Origin of the sequence: Candidatus Tisiphia endosymbiont of Melanophora roralis (assembly GCF_964026575.1) — a bacterium.
GTDB lineage: Bacteria > Pseudomonadota > Alphaproteobacteria > Rickettsiales > Rickettsiaceae > Tisiphia.
The window spans coordinates 1,234,486-1,254,983 of sequence record NZ_OZ032161.1 but is presented as its reverse complement, the minus strand read 5'-3'; the positions used below and the strand labels follow the sequence as shown (position 1 = coordinate 1,254,983).

General features: G+C 32.5%; 17 protein-coding genes and 3 pseudogenes. 11 read left to right on the top strand and 9 right to left on the bottom strand.

Features of this window, described 5'->3' with window-relative positions; genetic code table 11:
• Positions 1-67 precede the first annotated feature (67 nt).
• Positions 68-1,087, bottom strand: coding sequence for a cytochrome d ubiquinol oxidase subunit II (gene cydB, locus AAGD53_RS06005; RefSeq protein ID WP_341761515.1), 1,020 nt, complete (start codon positions 1,085-1,087; stop codon positions 68-70).
• Between the two features lie 8 nt (positions 1,088-1,095).
• Positions 1,096-2,550, bottom strand: coding sequence for a cytochrome ubiquinol oxidase subunit I (locus tag AAGD53_RS06000; protein ID WP_341762575.1), 1,455 nt, complete (start codon positions 2,548-2,550; stop codon positions 1,096-1,098).
• 548 nt (positions 2,551-3,098) lie between these two features.
• Here AAGD53_RS06000 and AAGD53_RS05995 point away from each other — a divergent pair.
• Both AAGD53_RS05995 and AAGD53_RS05990 read left to right on the top strand, forming a co-directional pair.
• Positions 3,099-3,740, top strand: a complete 642-nt coding sequence (locus AAGD53_RS05995; protein ID WP_341762574.1) for an ankyrin repeat domain-containing protein — start codon at positions 3,099-3,101, stop codon at positions 3,738-3,740.
• Between the two features lie 638 nt (positions 3,741-4,378).
• Positions 4,379-4,792 (top strand): helix-turn-helix domain-containing protein, encoded by a 414-nt coding sequence (locus AAGD53_RS05990; RefSeq protein WP_341761512.1) that lies wholly within the window; start codon positions 4,379-4,381, stop codon positions 4,790-4,792.
• 191 nt (positions 4,793-4,983) lie between these two features.
• Here AAGD53_RS05990 and AAGD53_RS05985 read toward each other — a convergent pair whose 3' ends face one another.
• A complete protein-coding gene (locus AAGD53_RS05985; RefSeq protein ID WP_341762573.1) occupies positions 4,984-5,505 on the bottom strand; it encodes a helix-turn-helix domain-containing protein in 522 nt (173 codons plus the stop codon).
• A gap of 475 nt (positions 5,506-5,980) precedes the next feature.
• On the opposite strand from AAGD53_RS05985, the gene AAGD53_RS05980 reads away from it, so the two are divergent.
• The 3 genes and pseudogenes from AAGD53_RS05980 (at position 5,981) to AAGD53_RS05970 (ending at position 7,811) form a co-directional block, all read left to right on the top strand.
• Positions 5,981-6,319, top strand: a complete 339-nt coding sequence (locus AAGD53_RS05980) for a hypothetical protein (protein ID WP_341762572.1) — start codon at positions 5,981-5,983, stop codon at positions 6,317-6,319.
• Between the two features lie 319 nt (positions 6,320-6,638).
• Positions 6,639-6,995, top strand: a pseudogene (locus tag AAGD53_RS05975) (AAA family ATPase); the annotation flags it as partial.
• A 240-nt stretch (positions 6,996-7,235) separates the two neighbouring features.
• Positions 7,236-7,811, top strand: a complete 576-nt coding sequence (locus tag AAGD53_RS05970) for an ATP-binding protein (protein WP_375331535.1) — start codon at positions 7,236-7,238, stop codon at positions 7,809-7,811.
• 2 nt (positions 7,812-7,813) lie between these two features.
• On the opposite strand, the gene AAGD53_RS05965 is transcribed toward AAGD53_RS05970, so the two are convergent.
• From AAGD53_RS05965 to AAGD53_RS07790, 6 genes and pseudogenes are all read right to left on the bottom strand, one after another.
• Entirely contained in the window at positions 7,814-10,039 is a 2,226-nt protein-coding gene (locus tag AAGD53_RS05965; protein ID WP_341762571.1) for a DNA translocase FtsK, read from the bottom strand.
• Between the two features lie 216 nt (positions 10,040-10,255).
• Positions 10,256-10,573 (bottom strand): cell division protein ZapA, encoded by a 318-nt coding sequence (locus AAGD53_RS05960; RefSeq protein WP_341762570.1) that lies wholly within the window; start codon positions 10,571-10,573, stop codon positions 10,256-10,258.
• A 7-nt stretch (positions 10,574-10,580) separates the two neighbouring features.
• Positions 10,581-10,790: a hypothetical protein gene (locus tag AAGD53_RS05955; protein WP_341762569.1), complete on the bottom strand. Its 210-nt coding sequence runs from the start codon at positions 10,788-10,790 to the stop codon at positions 10,581-10,583.
• On the bottom strand, positions 10,787-11,140 hold the full coding sequence (locus AAGD53_RS05950; RefSeq protein ID WP_341762568.1) for a helix-turn-helix domain-containing protein: 354 nt from the start codon (positions 11,138-11,140) through the stop codon (positions 10,787-10,789). The genes AAGD53_RS05955 and AAGD53_RS05950 overlap by 4 nt, the downstream gene beginning before the upstream one ends.
• 6 nt (positions 11,141-11,146) lie before the next feature.
• Positions 11,147-14,305: pseudogene (locus AAGD53_RS07795) on the bottom strand (NAD-glutamate dehydrogenase domain-containing protein); the annotation flags it as partial.
• Between the two features lie 168 nt (positions 14,306-14,473).
• Positions 14,474-16,201: pseudogene (locus AAGD53_RS07790) on the bottom strand (glutamate dehydrogenase); the annotation flags it as partial.
• A 207-nt stretch (positions 16,202-16,408) separates the two neighbouring features.
• Here AAGD53_RS07790 and mnmE point away from each other — a divergent pair.
• The 6 genes from mnmE (at position 16,409) to rpsP (ending at position 20,231) form a co-directional block, all read left to right on the top strand.
• Positions 16,409-17,830 (top strand): tRNA uridine-5-carboxymethylaminomethyl(34) synthesis GTPase MnmE, encoded by a 1,422-nt coding sequence (gene mnmE, locus AAGD53_RS05940; RefSeq protein WP_341762566.1) that lies wholly within the window; start codon positions 16,409-16,411, stop codon positions 17,828-17,830.
• Positions 17,831-17,833: 3 nt separating this feature from the next.
• On the top strand, positions 17,834-18,778 hold the full coding sequence (locus tag AAGD53_RS05935) for a tyrosine-type recombinase/integrase (RefSeq protein WP_341762565.1): 945 nt from the start codon (positions 17,834-17,836) through the stop codon (positions 18,776-18,778).
• Between the two features lie 63 nt (positions 18,779-18,841).
• Entirely contained in the window at positions 18,842-19,261 is a 420-nt protein-coding gene (gene dksA / locus AAGD53_RS05930) for an RNA polymerase-binding protein DksA (protein ID WP_341747613.1), read from the top strand.
• Positions 19,262-19,287: 26 nt separating this feature from the next.
• A complete protein-coding gene (locus tag AAGD53_RS05925) occupies positions 19,288-19,578 on the top strand; it encodes a SemiSWEET family sugar transporter (RefSeq protein ID WP_341762564.1) in 291 nt (96 codons plus the stop codon).
• Positions 19,579-19,710: 132 nt separating this feature from the next.
• Positions 19,711-19,881 (top strand): 50S ribosomal protein L33, encoded by a 171-nt coding sequence (gene rpmG, locus AAGD53_RS05920; RefSeq protein WP_341747615.1) that lies wholly within the window; start codon positions 19,711-19,713, stop codon positions 19,879-19,881.
• Between the two features lie 14 nt (positions 19,882-19,895).
• Complete coding sequence (gene rpsP / locus AAGD53_RS05915; RefSeq protein ID WP_341747616.1) at positions 19,896-20,231, top strand: 30S ribosomal protein S16; 336 nt, start codon at positions 19,896-19,898, stop codon at positions 20,229-20,231.
• The last annotated feature ends 267 nt before the right edge of the window (positions 20,232-20,498 follow it).

Below are 20,498 nucleotides of genomic sequence, written 5' to 3'. Positions count from 1 at the left end.
TAAGTATAATATTACAAACCAAAACCATTGTTTGGATTTTTGAGAAATAAAAATTTTTCTCAACTTACTAATACATAGGGTGATGAGTCGATTTTCCACGGAATATATAATAACAATAAGTTGTATAACCCAATATTATTGGTAAAAGTGTTGCCGCCCCTACCAACATTAGAGATTGTGATTCTGCTGCCGCTGCCGCTTGCCACAGAGATATTTGATATGGTACTATAAAAGGCCAAATACTTAAGATAAGCCCCAAATAGCCTAGAATAAAAAGTAAAACTGAGTAACAAAAAGGCTGAAATTCTTTATTCTTATAAAGAGTTGAAAGTAACCTAAATAATGTAAAAATAGTTAAAATGGGGATTAATGAGAGATATATAAAATTAGGCATACTAAACCAAAATATACGAATTCGCTCATTTAAAAACGGTATCCATAAACTTACTAAACCCATAAATAACATAACATATATTAACACGTATGATGCGGATTTACGAGCCCATATTTGGGTATTTTCGTCAGTCTTCATTATCAGCCAAGTAGCACCAAGAAGAGCGTAACCAAATACTAGAGCAATACCTGTCATGATAGAAAAAGGTGTTAGCCAATCAAAAGCATTGCCAACAAATATTCTGCCATCAATTTTAATTCCTTGTATAAAAGCTCCTAGCATAATTCCCTGAAATAATGCAGCGATGATAGAGCCAAAATGGAAAGAGTAATCCCATATGAAACAATATTTTAGAGAGGCTTTAAATCTAAATTCAAAAGCTACTCCGCGGAAGATTAATCCCAAAAGCATTGCGGTAATTGGTATATAGAAGGCTGACATCAAAACTGAATAAGCTAGTGGGAATGCGGCAAATAACCCACCACCACCTAAAACTAACCAAGTTTCATTACCGTCCCAAAATGGTACTACAGAGTTCATCATTTTATTGCGGCAATCTTGAGTAGGAGCAAATGGGAATAATATACCAATGCCTAGATCAAACCCATCTAATAATACATAAAGAAAGATTGCTGTGGCAATTATTCCACCCCAAACCAAAGGTAAATCTATATAGGGAGCAAAATTAAGCATGGTTGATATTATCCCTTACTGGTTGGATTTCCTAGTACTATAGTTGTATAGTCAATTGATGAGAATTTGGTGACGTCGTCACTCGTCGCTCGCCTATTATCTATAGGCTTCGCTCCATCGTTCCTAGCATCAAATCCTCCTGAATTGACTATAGTACTAGGTCCTTTTTTTATTAAAGTTATAATATAATAAATGCCTCCGCCAAATATAAAAGCATACACTATAACAAAAGCAATTAGTGAGGCAAAGATATATTGACCTAATACTGGTGAAGATACTTCAGATGTTCTGAGTATATTATATACTACATAAGGTTGCCTACCAACTTCTGTAACAAACCAACCTGCTAATATTGCTATAAAACCAGATGGAGTCATCAACATGCACCAATATTGAAACCATTTTGTATCAAATAATCTTTTACGTAAGTATAACACTAATGCAATAACCCCAGTAATTACCATTAATATACCGATTCCTACCATTACTCGGAAGGAAAAAAATACTATTAATACAGGAGGTCGATTTTCTTTTGGCCATTCTTTTAAACCTTTTACTTCTCCATCTAAGCTGTGTGTCAGTAATAAGCTAGCAACTTTTGGTATTTCTATAGTATATTTTGTCGTCTCTTCTTCTGATGAAGGCCAGCCAAAGAGTCTAAGGTCTGCTCCTTTCTCTGTGTCCCATATACCTTCTATAGCAGCAACTTTTGTCGGCTGATGTTTTAGAGTATTTAACCCATGTTGATCACCAATAAAAAGTTGTATAGGGGCAACAGCTACTGCCATCAACATTGCCATGCCAAACATGATTCTAGCATGGTTAACAAATTTTTTATGTAAAAGATAGCAGGCAGCAACACCACCAACTGCAAAAGCTGTAGTTAAATATGCTGCTACAATCATATGACAAAAACGATATGGAAATGAAGGATTAAAAATAATTTTCAACCAACTTACCGGGTATAAAATATTATCTGCTCGTACTTCATAACCAGTAGGAGTTTGCATCCAGCTATTAGCTGCAATAATCCAAAAAGCAGAGATAATTGTACCAACTGCCACGATTAAAGTGGCAGCGAAATGCATATTTTTACTGACTCTATTCCAGCCAAATAGCATAATTCCAAGGAAAGATGATTCCAAAAAGAATGCAGTAAGCACTTCAAAACCTAAAAGTGGTCCAAGTACATTACCTACCTTATCAGAGAAACCTGACCAATTCGTACCAAATTGATAAGACATAACAACGCCTGATACCACTCCCATACCAAAAGTAATAGCAAAAATCTTAATCCAAAATTTATATATTTCTTGATAAATATTATTACCAGTTTTAATCCATAACCCTTCTACGACAGCAAGCCAGCTAGCAAGACCAATGGTAAAGGACGGAAAAATTATATGAAAACTTATGGTAAAGGCAAATTGTATACGAGATAGTAGATTAGGATCGAATTCCATATTGTTACTTTGTGTCAAACCGCTTTAAGTCTGATTGTTTACACTCTCATTCCAATTTCGGATTAATTTCATTAATCCGAAATTGAGGTGATAAGAGACTTCTTTGATAAAAAATGCTATAGTCAATTTTATTTTCAAATGCTACCATACACTATTCGCACTAGATTGTCACGTTAAGTTAACCTCATTTTATGCGAATTCGGGATAAGAATTTATCAATTCTTATCCCAAATTCGGTGAAATTATGGAAACAATCAGATTTGAGACGGCTCTGCATCTGATTGTTAAATTAATATTGTGCTAAAATCATGTTTTTAGCTTTAGAAAGGTTTAAAATGCATTCGCGTTAGCCGCTTTAAGAATACATTTTTCCTTATATTAAAGCCAATTCGGAGTCACATTCGAGTATATAAACCTTTGATTCTATTTATTCAACTTAAAAATTTTTTAAATATTGCTTGCATGTAATGGAATTTTACTGTAGTATGACCACAAATATCCGTTTGAAACGGATATTTGTGATATAAAAACTAACTGGAGGAATAAATATGATGTTTGGAACAGTGTGTAAACAAGTTGTTGCTAAAGTACGCTATGGTGGTTTAACTACTTTATTTGATAAAAATCCTTTATTTACAGCTGTAAAGACAGGTAATGTAAAATTAGTAAATCATTTAGTTACAAAAGGTAATGTAAATAATCAAGATAAAGACGGTAATACTGTACTACATTATGCAACAGAACATAAAAACAATCCTAATAGTACTAAGATCACTGAAATGTTATTAGAAATGGCAGCAGATCCAAATATAGCTAATAAGGACACTAATACACCATTAGACATTGCTTCTATAAATGGTAATTATCCAAATGTTTGTCTATTAGAAGCATATGGTGCTAGAATTAAAAAACCATATTTGTTTAAGGCACAGCTAGATAAGAATATACAGAAAGATATAAATGATTTTCGGGAATTATTGAACAAATCAATGGGTTTATCATCTGATGCTCATTTAAAAAAGATAAGTGATATTGTAGAATCCTTATATGAAGCAACAAGTCATGACACTACGGATTATTCATTTAATAATAAATGTACTACTATATACCAAAATGTACTTGATCGTGGTATTGGTGCAGTGTCTGTTCCATTGTCAGGGGTAGATGATGGACTATCTTTTGATTCTTAATGAAGCAAGTAGCAACTGGAAAATGGATGAAACATATATATACTCAGGTAGAACTTCAAGAATTGTCGGCGTCGTGTCAAAGGTCTGTGCTGCTCCGTTACTCATGTACGCTACGCCGCTCGACTTTGCTACTGCCTAGCTCTTCTTGAAGTTATACTATCGTCTACCCAACTCTTGAAATCATAGTAGTATACTCGATGAAAATCAAGAATTGCGTTGTCGTCTTCAGGGATCGTAGGTAGCCACGTACTAAATGTACGCCTAGCCCCTACAACTGTTGAAAGTTAAAAAACCGTCTATTAGCGAAGTGCCGTTAGGTGCTGTGGCAATCTTCATGATAGTCAAGGTCTCCTTCACGAGATTGCCACGTTGCCGCTTGCAGCGGCTTCTCGCAATGACGGTTTAAGCCTTACAACAGCACTTCGCTAATAGACGGTTTTTTTAACTGTCAACAGTTATGGATGTCACCCCTAATGGCATACTGAGCCTACTATTAATTTATATATAGACAAAAACAACAGCTAGAGCAGCAGGAACAATTAGAATTAACACGGAAAAAATAATGTAATTGGTATTTACTTTTTGATTATTATACCTTATATTTTAAAAATATTAATTTTATATACAAAGTATTACTTATGGCAAATTTACAGGCTAGACTTAATTCGTTAATGGCTCAAAAAAACATAAATGCTATAGATATAGAGAGGAAAACTGGACTAAGTAGAAATACTGTCTATAGCATTTTGTATGGTAGTTCAAAAAATCCTAGTGCTAATAATTTACAATTAATTGCAAAAGCCTTAGACATTAACTTGGAAGCTCTTGTTATTGATAATGAAATAAACCTCGAGATACTAACTGTTGATCAGATAAAAATTTTTAGCAAAGCTACTAGTGCAACAATTAATATATTAATTGAAAGAAACTTAAGTTTCTCATTGAGAAACCTTACAGCTCTAATAAAAGAAGTATATGAGTATGCTTTGAAGAAGCAGTCTGTTGATAATATATTTATAGATTGGATAATTGATAAATATCATAAACCTTAATTGTGTGGTTATAGACACGGTTACAAGATAATTGTCAGATGAATAAATTTATAGTGTACTCTTCTGATCCTACGAATTGTTTTTTGAGAATATCATTGATTCGCATGCGTAACTATACTATATATACGCTACGCCTTCTCACCATTCATTTTCAAATCATTTGAGTATGCCTGTCAGCAGCAACTAAAAATTCAATCAGAAGATTTACCATTGTCAGTATCTTTAGTAGGGGCAATTCTACCAACCATTTCATCTAGTGATATTTCAAAATAATCTGCTAGGGCTACTACAATTTGACTATTTAAAGTTTTTTGTTCCCTATTACTATTAACAAAACTATGTAAAGAGTTATTACTAAAACCTATAGTCATGCCTAATTTATATAAGTTTAAATTTTGTTTCTTTACCTTATCAATCAAAAACTTCTTTATATTAGAAGTGATGTCACTTGATGTAATTTTATAAAATTCTAGACTTTCTATATTAGGTAAAGAAATATATTCATTTCTTCCTACAACTTCATCCATAGAACACTTAAAGTAGTCAGCAATTTTCAATATATTACTAATAGTTGGGTTAGCTTTCAGACATTGCATAATATTAGTTACAGTAGAATAAGGAATGCCACTTTGTTCAGCAAAATCTTTTCTTGTTAATTTTAATTCATCAAACTTTTTTTTGAGGAATTCTTGTATTTGGTGAACAAGAGCCATATACTCAGAACAATTAAAATTTAAATACTCCCACCATAGAAATATTTTTTCTTGACACCTCAAAATAACTATAATAAACTAGCAAAATAGAATGAGATTATTAAAAAAGAGATCAATGATTATTGATTAATTTTTTAAAGCAAAGAATATACTTTTCTAAATCTCAAACTAAAAAACCAATATAATACTTAAGCTCTACTCTTAAATAAAGCTCAAGTATTATAGTTAACTGGTAAGTACTTTCAAGTTCGCAAAATTTCTAAGTACTTACTAGTAGCATTAATCAAATAGCATCAACTGCTATTTAAATAATAACCTTTTTATTGAGGTATTACTGTGATCATATACAAATTTCTTAGCCAAATCAACCCCAAATCAACTTATTTCAACCTCATTTATTTTCACAATCCTAGTAATACCATAATTCTATAATGTAAATGATATCAATCTTAGAACAATACAATGGAAGTAGAATATGTATTACCCACTATTAGTCATTCTATTATTCAGCATAATCATAGGGCAGATATTGTTAATTCTGTTATCTGTCAGGGGGTTTAGTAATATCCAGCTAAGCTATAACAATATTATTAGCATCAGTAAAGACTTCCCCAATACCTACATCAAGGCAAAAGATGAAATAGCACTATTGCATAAAGAAATAATAGAGTTAATTACTCTAACTACTAAGAAAGAGCAAGGTATATTACATATGACGTTTCGTTTAGAAGAGATGCATATATGCATAGAAATGCTACTTAATGAATTTAGAGAGCTTACTAATACTACGTCACAGACCAAGGAGAAAAAATAATTCTTATAATAATCCTTGTATGTTCAAGATTCATTCAAGTATATACCCCACAACTGTTGAAAGTTTACAAATAGCTATACCACAGCGTCATTGCGAGCGTAAGCGAAGCAATCTAGGAAACAATCTATAGATAAATGATGTTACTGGATTGCTTCGTCGGCCTTACATCCTCCTCGCTAATAGACGTATAGGGAAGCTGTATTTACTAACTTTCAACAGTTGTGGGGTATACCCTAACTCAATATATATAAAAATAAGAGACAAAGAGATATATTAGGAATATAATCTTCTAAATATCAGATTTATTAGGAATATATTCATGATTATCAAGAGATTTTTAAATTTAAAATTACCTGAGAAGCAATCTTGTTTTTTATGGGGGGCTCGTAAAACTGGCAAATCAACATATTTAAAAAAATGCTTTCCAAACGCTCTTTATATAGACTTACTGCAAGCAGATATATATCAAATTTATTTCCAACATCCGGAACGTTTAAGAGAAGAAATAAATGCACGAAATAAAGTATCTACTATCATTATCGATGAAGTACAAAAAGTACCTTTGCTTCTTGATGAAGTGCATCATTTAATAGAATCAAATAAGTTTTTGGCAAATAATTCTCTACAATTTATTCTTTGTGGATCGAGTGCAAGGCGATTAAAATCAACTGGAGCTAATTTACTTGGAGGTAGAGCTTGGAGATATATGTTTTTACCACTATGTTATCCTGAACTAAAAGAACTGAATTGGCATAAAATATGTAATCATGGGCTTATTCCAGACCATTATATAGCTTCGCAGAATATTCATAAATATTTAGCTTCGTATTTATATGATTATATTTTACCGGAAGTCCAGTTTGAGGCAAGTCTGAGGAAAAGAGAGGCTTTTGCTAGATTTTTAGAAATTATAGGAATTTCTAATGGTGAGATGATCAATTATAGTAATATTGCTCGGGATTGTGCAGTAGATGCAAAAACTGTTAAAACATATTTTGAAATATTAGAGGATATGTATCTTGGGTATCATTTATATCCTTATAGATCACGTACTAAACGACAAATTATTACAGAAACACCTAAATTCTATCTTTTTGATACTGCTCTTGTTAATTATTTAAGAAAATATGAGTATCAAGAAATGATAGGATTTGAAGCTGGTAAAGCTTTTGAGCATTATGTGTTTCTAGAATTTATAGCATATAAATATCTCAATGATAAAAGAGATCAGTTATGTTATTGGCGTACGAAAGAAGGTTACGAGGTTGATTTTATCGTACAGGATAATGCATTTGAAGTTAAAATTTCCTCTTCTATACAAAAAAATCATTTAAAAGGACTTTTAGAATTTGCAAAAGAACATAATTTTAAATTACATGTTATTAGCTTAGAAAAAACAAAACGTGTAATCATATTAGAAAATAAAGAAATTACTATTTGGCCTATAAGAGAGTTTCTAGATATGTTATGGGGAAATAATATATGGCAGTGAACTTAATTTTCTAGCAATAATATTTCTCTCTTACCAGTATGGTTAGGAGGAGATATTACCCCATTTTGTTCCATTTTTTCAACAAGAGTAGCCGCTCTATTATAGCCAATTCGTAAACATCTTTGTATATAGCTAATTGATACTTTTCGTTCTAATTGTACGATTTGTACTGCTCTTTTATATAAAGTTTCATCACTGCTTGAATCATCTCCTAGACTTTCGCCATTTACTTCATCATCATCTAGTTGTTGGGTCACTGCTGAAATATATTCAGGCACTCCCGTGGATCTTAAATATTGGGTAACCTTCTCTACTTCTTTATCATCAACAAATGGACCATGCACCCTAGTAATCTTTGAAGAATTACCCATATAAAGCATATCTCCCATACCTAGTAACTGCTCAGAGCCTTGTTCACCAAGAATAGTTCTACTATCAATCTTAGAAGTTACTTTAAAACTGATACGACTTGGGAAATTAGCTTTGATTACCCCAGTAATAACATCAACAGAAGGTCTTTGAGTTGCCATGATGATATGAATACCTGCTGCTCTTGCCATTTGAGCTAGACGCTGTATTGACAATTCAATATCTTTGCCAGCTACCAACATTAAATCAGCCATTTCATCAACAATTACTACAATGAATGGTAATTTCTCCATATTCATTTCAATTGTTTCATAGATAGGCTTACCAGTTTCCGGATCAAATCCTGTTTGAATAGTACGCTCTAATATTTTACCTGCCGATGTAGCTTCTGAAATTTTAGCATTATAACCTGCTATATTTCTTACCCCAATATTTGACATTGCCCTATAACGATTTTCCATCTCTTTTACCGCCCATTTGAGGGCTACCACTGCTTTGCTTGGCTCAGTAACCACTGGAGTTAGAAGATGTGGTATGCCATCATAGGTAGATAATTCAAGCATTTTGGGATCGATCATTATTAAACGGCATTCTTCCGGGGTATAGCGGTAAAGTAGGGAAATTATCATAGCGTTAATTGCCACTGATTTACCGGAACCTGTCGTACCAGCAACTAACAGATGGGGCATTTTTGCTAAATCTGCAACAAAAGGTTTACCAGCTAGATCCTTTCCTAAAATCAATGGTAGCATAATACTGCTATCTTGATATTCCGGTGTTTCGATTAATTCTCTTAGACAAAAGAATGCTCGTTGTTTATTTGGTAATTCAATACCTAAAACGTTTCTACCTGGTATTACGGCTATCCTAGTTGATATTGCCGATAAAGATCTAGCAATGTCATCTGATAAACCGATAATCCTAGAAGATTTAGTACCTGCAGCTGGCTCAAATTCATATAACGTTACCACTGGACCTTGGCTAATATTAATTACCTGACCTTTAACCCCAAAATCACCTAGAACAGTTAATAATGCTTGGGCATTATGTTGTAGTTCTGATGAAGTTTCTACTTTGATATTTTGGTTGTCAGCTTGTTTTAATAATTCGATAGGGGGCAAGTATGGTAATTCGCCATTTTCTTTTTTGAATGGAGATTGTTGTTTTGAAAAATGGGAGTGTATGTCATTATTTTTTTCTTGTAATGCATCTATTTTATGAGCATACGTTGCTTCTTCTTGATTAATAAAAGGTATCTTTTTTATCAAAACTTGTTTCGTTGACTTGGTATTTGTCGATATTGTAGGTAAAAGTATAAATTTTTTATAAGGTATTAGTTTGAATAATTTAATTATAGCGATCCCAAAAACTGAAAATTTTATTTCAGTCAATAAAAATAATAAAATAAATGTAGTAATAATTAAAGCATAATCGGCTCTAGCATCCAATTGCTTGATTATTGGATAAATAATAGTACCTGTTGTTCCACCTGCACCTGCCGGTAAATAATTAATTTTTATATTAGTGCAGACTATCGATAATGATATAATTGACAGCAGCATCACAATTATCCTAACGGTAGCCCATTTTTTCTTTAAACGCCATACACTCAGAGACCAAAAAATACAACAAATTGGTAAAATAAAGGACGCTATACCAAAAAATTGGTAAAAAATATCTGCCAAATAAGCACCGAAATGACCTAATAAATTGCTAGGATATTTGTCTGTGACAGAATTAAAGGAAGGATCATTTGGATTATAAGTCACTAGTAATAGAGCAGTAGAACAGCCCACCAGCATTAATAAAGCAGACTGCACTCTATGATTAGTAAAAATCTTGTTTATGTAATATAGCACAAAAGTTGCCTAAAAAAATGAACCACTTTGGTCGTTGCCTAAAATCCTCAAAGAACCTGTATGTAAGGTGGAATCCATATATCTGTATAATAGATTCAGACAGGGACGGTTTCCTAATAATAAAAATTATAGTCCCGGGGCAATACGTTAAGCTCACGAACCAGGCAGCCCATTATATTTCAAACATTGATGTTTCATACACGGGATTATATAATATCACTTTCCAATCTTTCTCGCAAGGTCTTCTAAATATCCTGCTATAGTACTTAACGTTTCTGCAAATTTTTCTTCTTCGGGAGGTATATTAGCACCATCAATTTTAGCAATTTTGTTAGTCAAGTTTTGTACTTGTTCCTGTAAACTCAATGCAGACATAACTAATAATAGTTCAAATGATGCTGATGGGTTAACTTTTTTTATCAGAGCAATATTTTCATTCAATCTGGCTGCAAGATTGCATAATTCTTCTCTTGATCCTTCACTACATGCGAGTTGGAAAGTTTTGTTACCAAGTAGTATTGTTACTATAGACATCTTTATTTTATGTATTTTTATGTTTTATTGCTTCAAGTTCAGCAATATATACGGCTATTTGCTCAAGTATTTTTGCATAATTATCCCTGAGCTGTTTATTTTCATCCTGCAGTTTATTGATTTCTTCATGTTGCCTAGCGATCTTTGACAAGAGACCTTCAAGACCTTGGTCCACTTCTTGCATTAACTTAAGTAATAAATCATTAGTTATTTTCATTCAGATGATAATATTAAGTGATAAATTATTGGAATTATTATTAATATTAAAACAGAAATAATAATTAGTTGTTTTTTCCATTTATAGTCCAATATCATTGGATCTGACCTATTTCTGAGGTCAATATCTTTTGAAGATTCCTGCTTGTCTTTTTCACTGAGATTTACATCTATCCCTAAATAGTTTGAGTATAATTTAAGATAACCTTTTACATAAACTTCCGCTGGCATCGAACTAAAATCCTCCTCTTCAAGAGCTACCAAATATTGCTTCCTAATCTTCAAATAGCTAGATATTTCTTCAAGAGTTTTACCAGATTCTATTCTCGTTTGTTTTAGGGATGACGACATAACGCATTACTCAAGCTTACGCAAAAAAGTTTCAAATTTCTTGTTTGCTAAAATTAAAATATTTAAGTCAATAGTTTCTTGCAATCTAATTCCTTTTACAAAATCTAAAAAAATACATGCGGCATCTATATTATTATCAATCCATAACTCTAAATCAATATTTAATTTAGAGTTGTTAATTATTTTAGTCAATAATTGTCTTTGTTTATCATATAAGTCATCTTTTAATGATTGAATTGATAATCTATTCCAGTAGGAATCATTTAGTTGTTTATCACAAGATTTACGAAGCCAATCAATACTAAATTTATTACCAGTAGTGAAATATAAATTAGCAACATCATTATTTTTAGCTTTTGTCTTTTTTGCAATATATATTATATCAAAGACAGACACTAGGCTATCAAGAGTTGCAATCCTATGAGCTATTTCATCTGTCGCTCCTGATAAAGTATATTGCTTAACTTTATTATCGAATTTATTTTTTGCTTCTCCTAAAAGAAGATTACCAACCACTTTACTAAGCATTCTAGCTGGTTCATAAAATTCATCAATGGTATTGCTAATATTGATAGGATGTTTTTTATGCTTTAGAAACCAAGAGATACCTCTACGCATAATTTTAGCAAGCTCAGTGAACATGTCAATTTTAACTTTATGATCTATATTACTTGCTAGAGATTCTACTATAGTCCATAGATTATCTAAATCAAAAATTTCACAGATAATAGTATACGAACGAACTATATCACAAAGAGCAGCCTGAGTTTCACGTTTTATAAGATTAAGTGATGGTCCGCCTAATTGATTGACAATTTTATTTGTTACAACGGTTCGAATAATTTCATGTTTAAGCGGATGAGCTAAAATTTCCTCACGGAACTTTTCTTGCATTAGTTTTGGAAAATAATTAATCAGATAAGATTCAAAATACTTATCTTTTGAAAATGTTGCTGTTATTAAATCATGATAGACTGAGCGTTTACTATAAGAAAGTAATACACAAAGCTCGGGGCGGGTCATACTTTCCTTATTAACTGTCCTTTTACTGAGTTCTTCCTGAGTTGGTAAGAACTCAACAGTTCTATTAATTAATTTTTCTTCTTCTAAAGTATCAATAAATTGGCTAAATATTCCGATAGTTGAAGTACTAGATAATTGCATTATATCAAGTGCCTGATTTTGCTTATAGTTATCAACTAGAACCAGTTCTTCGACGTGTTTTGTCATAGTAAATAAGAACTTATTACGTTCTTCTAAACTAATCTTCTTAGAGGACATAGCCTGATTAAGAGCAATTTTGATATTTACCTCATGATCCGAACAATCAACGCCAGCTGAATTATCAATGAAATCAGTATTTATTCTCCCACCTAGCTTGCTATACTCTATTCTACCTTGTTGTGATACACCAATATTTCCACCTTCTCCTATTACTTTAGCTCTGATATCTTTACCATTGACTCTAAGATTATCATTTGCCTTATCGCCTATCTCTAGGTGATTTTCCGTTGAAGCTTTTATATAGGTTCCTATACCGCCATTCCAAAGCAAATCAACTTCTGCTTGTAGGATAGCTCTAATCATATCTTCAGGAGATGATTCGTTAATGTCTAGTTTTAGCAATAACTTGGCTTCTAGGGATAATGATATAGACTTACTGCTTCTCTCAAAAACTCCTCCACCTTTTGAAATTAATTGTTGATTATAGTCAGACCAATTTGATGTCGGTAAATTGAATAGTCGCATACGTTCATTGAAACTAATAATTGGATCAGGTTGTGGGTCAATAAATATATGTTTATGATTAAATGCCGCAACAAGTTTTATGGTATTAGACCTAAGCATGCCATTACCAAAAACATCCCCAGACATATCGCCAATACCAACAACAGTAATAGGGTCTTTTTGTACATCAATACCCATAGCATGGAAATGGCTTGCTACAGAAATCCAAGCTCCCTTTGAGGTAATAGCCATTTTCTTATGATCATAACCTACTGATCCACCGGAAGCAAAAGCGTCGCCTAACCAAAAATTATATTCAGCCGACACACTATTTGCATAATCCGAGAACGTTGCCGTACCTTTATCGGCTGCAACCACTAGATATGGATCTTCTTGGTCGTAGATAATAGTATTTTTTGGCTGAATAACTTTACCATCAATTATATTGTCAGTGATATCAAGTAATCCACGAAGAAAATTTTTATAACACTGCACCACTCTTGCCATATATTCTTGGCGAGTCATATTATCATCAGTGAAATTAACGAAAAATCCACCTTTTGAGCCAACAGGTACAATAACTGAATTTTTGGTCATTTGTGCTTTCATTAGTCCTAATACTTCTACTCTATAATCCTCACCTCTATCAGACCATCTAATACCTCCGCGAGCGACGACGCCCCCTCGTAAATGGATAGCTTCAAAATCATTATCGTAAACAAATATTTCGGCAAATGGTACTGGCAAAGGCAGGTGAGGAACTTTTTGCGAGTCAAATTTAAAAGAAAAATAATTTTTACTGACTGTACTATGGTTGTGAGCTGAATTTTTTAAGTCATTAGAGCTAGGCTGATAACAGTTAGTTCTAACAATAGCTTCAATAATATCAAACATCTGTCTTAGAACCTTGTCCTCACTACTGCTAGTAATTGTATTAAGATAGTTAAAGATACTATCTTTTATAGTTTTTGAACGTATACTCTTATGCTTTGAAGAATTGGTTTTTGCAAATACTTGCGGGGTATTCGCGTACTCACGTACTTCATGTACGCCTAGTTCGCTCACCCCTTGTTTGTTGTCCCCATTCTCCAAATCATTTGAGTATATATCTGAGAAATTTGTTGGATTAAATTTAGTATCAAACAAATCAACTAACATTTTAGTATATAAAAAATGCTTTATTAAGGTCAACTGAACATAGCCCTTGCCATAGATAAAGCCAGTTTGATGTAAATATCTAGTTAATGCTTTAACCAATTTAACTTGCCACCAATTAAAACCCGATAATACTATTAATTTGCTCAAAGAATCATTAGCCAAAAGTCCAAGATATATCTTATCTAGAGCCTCTTCTACGTTTGCTTTAAGTAAATCAATATCGCTTTCAATAGTTATCAATGCTTCGAGAGTAAATTCATATATCCAACTTTCTTCAATATAGTCAATTGATGAGAAGTTGGTGACGTCGTCACTCGTCGCTCGCCTATTACATATAGGCGTCGCTCCATCGCTCCTAGCACCAAATCCTGAATTGACTATATCTCCTGCTCCTTTTATGGCAAAGCTTTGTTCATCTATAGCTTTGAATCCTAAATTTTCTATAGATGGTAGTAAGTCTGAGAGAGCTAATTTAGGCGTCGGGCTGTAAATTTTTAGCTGGAACTCTGTATTATTTATAACAATTAAATTAAATATCGGTTTGTGATAAATACTAGCCTCTTTTAAATACTCAATATCTATTAAAGCTGTTTGTCCATTAAATTTTTCTCTATAGTCGATAGGAAAAATTGGGTCAAAAAGCTTAAAATTTACCCCACCTTGGTATTCACCAAATTTTTTACATAACTCTTGGTAGAAATCTTCACTCCAACGAGTGGAGAGTTTATCTAATTCTTGCTCTATTAGTTCAACATCAAAATCAATATTCTTTTTACCCTGTACCTCCAACGTAACAAATAAATATGAAAAATTTTCTACCACTTCTGCAGTATAATCTGAAAGTATTAGACCACTAAGTATATTTGATAAATAATAATTTATGCTACTATGTACTTCTAGTGTCAAACGATCTCTTGGTAGAAATATTATGATATTAATAAACGAACCAGACCAATCTTGTTGAATAAATAATTTAAGTTTTTTACTCGTTATCCCTGAGAGTACATGTAAGCACATACAGTATAAATCACCTTCATCAATCTGTATCAAAGCTTCTTTAGGCAGAGATTGAATTATATTTTTAAGTTTCTTGGTATTATATCCACCGATCGGGAAAGCGGCTTTATCTACAACAAATTTTAGTTTTTGTCTCAGTATAGGAATATCAGTAACTAATTGATAATACATTGCAGAGCTATATAAGCCAAAAATTATACTACCTGAGTGATATTTTTTATCCTGATCAATTTTCTTAATTAAAATATAATCTACTAAGTTACTTCTATGTACCTTTGATAAGATATTAATTTTACCTAAAATAATTAGTTTATTTTCATGTAATGAATTTGCTGAGCGTTCGATAATATCAATAACCTCACCACTATCTTGCCATATCTTTTTGACTCCATCTTCTGATGAGAAGTCTTTAGAGGTGAGATCAAAGTTAATCATACCTAGGAAAGTAAAATTATCATCTTTTAACCAATCTAAGAAATTTGTAGATTCATGATAATCTAAATGATTGTCATTATATAATTGCTGATTATTTTGGATATCGTTTGAAATTAACGTCACTCTGTTTAAGATTTTAGACCATACATTATAAGTAGTATCTATCTGATCTAGAACTTCATTTAAAGCCATTTCCAAAGAGCTAATATCTTTTTGATCAAAACCCCCTAGAATAGTGATATGGACTAAAGATTCCACTCTATCTTTCTTTATATCCAATATTTCTTGTAAGTGACCATCATTGTTCCTTACACAAGCTATAATAGGATGAAGTAAAAATTTAGCTTTTAAACTTAGGCTTGTTAATAAACAAATGATCGAATCAACTATAAATGATTTGTCATCATTCAGTAGCAGAATATTAATTGCAGGATCATTTTCAATTACTGTACTGACAATCTGCAACTTTCTTTTATCAGGCTGTTTTTCTTGAAAGAACTGAAAGGCATTATTTATAAACTCACCAAATAATTCTTGTCTATCTCTAAATCTATAGTCTACAGGGATATAAACTAGAAATTTTTGTACAAACTTACTATAAAGAGGGGTGCTATAAAGTGGATTCCCACTTTTTGTTGTACTTAGTGATAAAATTTCTGATTTATAATTAGGCACTTGACAAGTAAGCTTACTCAAAGCTAAAGATGTCTTTTCTATTGTCATAGTTGTTACCAAACTTTATAATTGTTGCAATAGAGATATACTCTTCTGCTTTGAAGAATTGTTTTTTGAAAATATCATGGATTCGCATGCTCATGTACTAATATGTACACTCCGCTTGCTCACCATTCATTTTCAAATCCAATACTTCAAATCATTTGAGTATAGTATAATTAAATAAATTACTTAAGCAAGAGGATCACTGCCATCGTGGAAACTATTTTTGCTCAAAGCTCTAAACCAGGAAAAGCTGGTGTTGCAGTCTTTCGTATCTCTGGGCCTAAAAGCCTATTTGCCTTAAAACACCTGCTTAAGAATAATAATATAGAGTTTGTTCCGAGAATTATGTACTGTAAAAAGCTCATAAATCCTAAAAATCAAGAATTAATTGATGATGCAGTTGTAGCATATTTTCAAGCTCCAGCTAGCTTCACTGGAGAAGATGTAGTGGAGATATACACACATGGCAGCATAGCAATTGCTGTCATGTTAAGTGAAGCATTGTTAACCATAGATGGTTTAAGGATTGCAGAGCCTGGGGAATTCACCCGTAGGGCGTTTTTAAATGGCAAATTTGATTTAACTGCTGCAGAAGGTATTGCCGATTTAATTGAAGCTGAAACTGTTTGGCAACATAGGCAGGCACTTAAGCAAGTTGGTGGAGAACTTGAAGAACTTTATAATGGATGGAGACAAACTTTACTTACCATTATTGGCTTACTTGAAGCTTATATCGATTTCCCTGATGAAGATATTCCACAAGAAATATTAAATAGGGTTATGACTATTAGTGCTGATCTTAAATATGCTATAATAAAACACCTTAACGATAATAGACGAGGGGAGTTACTACGAACTGGAATCAAATTGACTATTTTAGGAACTCCTAATGTTGGTAAATCTAGTTTACTTAATTTTTTGATGCAAAGAGACGTTGCTATTGTATCAAACATTGAAGGCACAACTCGTGATATAATTGAGGGGCATCTAGATATAGGAGGATACCCAATTATATTACAAGATACGGCTGGTATAAGGTCTAGTAATGACCTAATAGAGCTAGAAGGTATCAAACGTGCAATTGAGTCAGCAAAAATGGCTGATATCAAAATAATTATGCTTGATGCTATAAAGTTAAGCAACTCACCCTCATATTTTGAGGAGATGGCTGATATTATAGATTTAATAGATGATAATACCATAATGCTGGTCAATAAAATTGATCTTTTGGATAAAAGTTTGGGGTATTGTCAACCTGCTTCAGCGCGGGATCTAGATTCCCGCTTACGCGGGAATGATATCATGGAAGATAGATTGCGGCCATTAAACAAAAATTATTTAAAAATCTCTATAAAAGAAAAAATAGGACTGGATATTTTATTAAAGGAAATCGAAAATATTGCTCATAATATAGCAGGTTTAACTGAATCGCCGCATATTACTAGACAACGTCAACGAGATTGTATAGAAAAAGCGTTGGAATATTTAGAAAATTTTAATATTGACAATGACTTAGTGCTAGCCACAGAAGATGTTAGAATGGCTATCAGAAGTTTAAGTAATGTTACTGGTAAGATTAGTGTTGAAGAAGTGTTAGGAGAGATATTTAGTAATTTTTGTATAGGTAAATGATCAATGATTCAGAAAAAAGCACAAGAAGTATTAGAGCTAATAGATAAATGGCAAAAATATCTGAAATTACAAAAAAATTGTTCAGAACATACCATAATTTCTTATAAGAATGATTTAGAACATTTTCTGAATTTTATGACTCACTATAATTCTGAAATCATAACCATTAGTTCTATAAGGCAAGTTGACATAAGATTAGTACGGAGCTGGCTTTCTAAAAGACAACAAGATAATTACCTAACAGCTTCTAATTCTAGAAGTTTATCTGCTATAAAGAATTTTTATAAATATCTAGAGAAGACTGCTAATATCACTTGTCATGCAATTTTCTCCGTCAAAAACCCTAGGAAAGCTAAAATATTACCGAAATCTTTATCGCAGTCAGATGCTCAATTATCCATTGAACATATTGATGATTTTGCTGATTTAGAATGGGTGGAGTTAAGAAATAAAGCCCTTTTAGTGCTTATTTATGCTGCTGGTCTTAGAATATCCGAAGCATTATCTATGACTACATCTCATTTACAAAACTTAGATTTTATAAAAATAACAGGGAAGGGCAGAAAAGAACGGATAATACCATGGACGCCATTTGCTAGAGATCTAATAGAACAATATTTGAGTAAATTACCTTATAGTATAGATGAAAAAGACCCGATATTTCGAGGTAAAATGGGTAAAAATTTACAAGCTCCAGTATTTAATCGTGAACTGATAAAATTACGTCGCTTCTATGGATTATCAGAACATTTATCAGCTCATTCCTTTAGACATAGTTTTGCCACGCACTTACTTGAGAATGGAGCAGAGTTAAGGTCTATTCAGGAATTACTTGGGCATAAAAGTTTGTCAACTACCCAGCGTTATACTAAAATTAGTCTAAAACATTTGGAAAATATTTATAATAATGCTCACCCAATATCAAAATCTAAAGGGGAAGTATTATAATCTTCTTGCCATGCTTTTTAATTATAGGTTATATTATCCCATGTTTGAATATGAGAAGCCTGTATGTCTAAAATTATTTTGCTAAAAGGGTATAAACCTTCCAATGATGAAGAATATATGAATCCTCAACAGTTAGAATATTTTAGACAAAAACTCCTTGAGTGGAAAAGTTCTTTACTAGAGGAATCACGAGAAACCTTAACCCATCTCAAGGAAGAAAATTGGAATGAGCCGGATTTAAATGATCGTGCGTCAATTGAAACGGATACAGCAATTGAACTTAGAACAAGAGATAGGTATCGTAAGCTTCTTGATAAAATCGAAGAAGCTTTGGTAAGGATAGAAAAAAATGAATATGGTTATTGTGAAGAAACTGGAGAGCCAATTGGCTTAAAACGTCTAGAAGCAAGACCAGTTGCAACTTTGTGTATTGAAGCACAAGAGCGACATGAGAGTTATGAGAAACAGCATATAGATATTTAGGTTCTAATAGTTAAATAGGTGCATATATGGCATATACAGAGAAAACAAAAAATAAACTAGTTATTTTTTTTGATAGATATATGATATTTGCTGGTACAATGGGTCAATATTTATTTTATACTCAGGCCTATAAAATTTTTACTACTAAGAGTGCAGATGACTTATCTCTTGATGGTTTTCTTGTGATAATTATTGTTACTTTGAGTTGGTTAATTTATGGTATAATCCACCATAACACTACAATCATTGTTGCTCAAATAGTTGGATTAGTAGGAATGATAATGGTGGTGATTGGTATATTGCTTTATGCTTCTTGAATTCGGTCTTGGGATAAATTAAGGACTACAAACAATTAAACCAAAAGCTATTTTACTCTTGACTATTTGCCAGCTTACTTTTATTATGACCAGCAGTTTATTTTATAAATAATACAAAAAGGTCTGATAGTTGTGGCTAAAAAAAATAAGAATGTTTTGGTAAGACTTGTTAGTACAGCTGGTACAGGGTATTTTTTGGTAAAGAAACGCAACCCTAAAACTCAAACTGAGAAGTTATCATTTAAGAAGTATGATCCTGTAGTCAGGAAGCATGTTCCTTTTAAAGAAGAAAAGATTAAATAGTGAAATAGAGGTATATGGCAACAAAAATTCGTTTGGCAAGAGGTGGGGCAAAGAAGCGTCCTCATTATAGAGTAGTTGTAGCTAATGCAACAGCTCCTAGGGATGGTGATTTTTTGGAGAAAGTAGGTACTTATGACCCAATGCTTGTCAGAGGTGATGCAAATCGTGTGGTTCTAAAATCTGATCGTATAGAATATTGGTTAAGTACGGGTGCTCAGCCTACAGATCGTGTTGCTAGGTTTATTGAAGAAGCTGGTATATTACTTCCGGCATCAATCAAAAAGAAAATGGAAGTTAAAATTAAGAATCGTAAAATAAAACCTCCTAAGAAAGAGTCAAAAAAAGCTTAGGGTGGATAAAAACATGCTCCCCGTAAGGTATAACTGTTGAAAGTTAAAAAACCGTCATTGCGAGCGAACGTACGTGAGCGTGGCAATCTATGAAGCTTGTCATATAGATTGCTTCGTCGACCTACGGTCTCCTCGCTAATAGACGATTTTTAAACTTTCAACAGTTATGGTGTACATATAACTCGATAATCAAGTTTTTATTAAGTTATATAATTCATGGCAGTTTAAAAGTCATGAAAAGAAGTCGAAAATATGTCATTCCCGCGT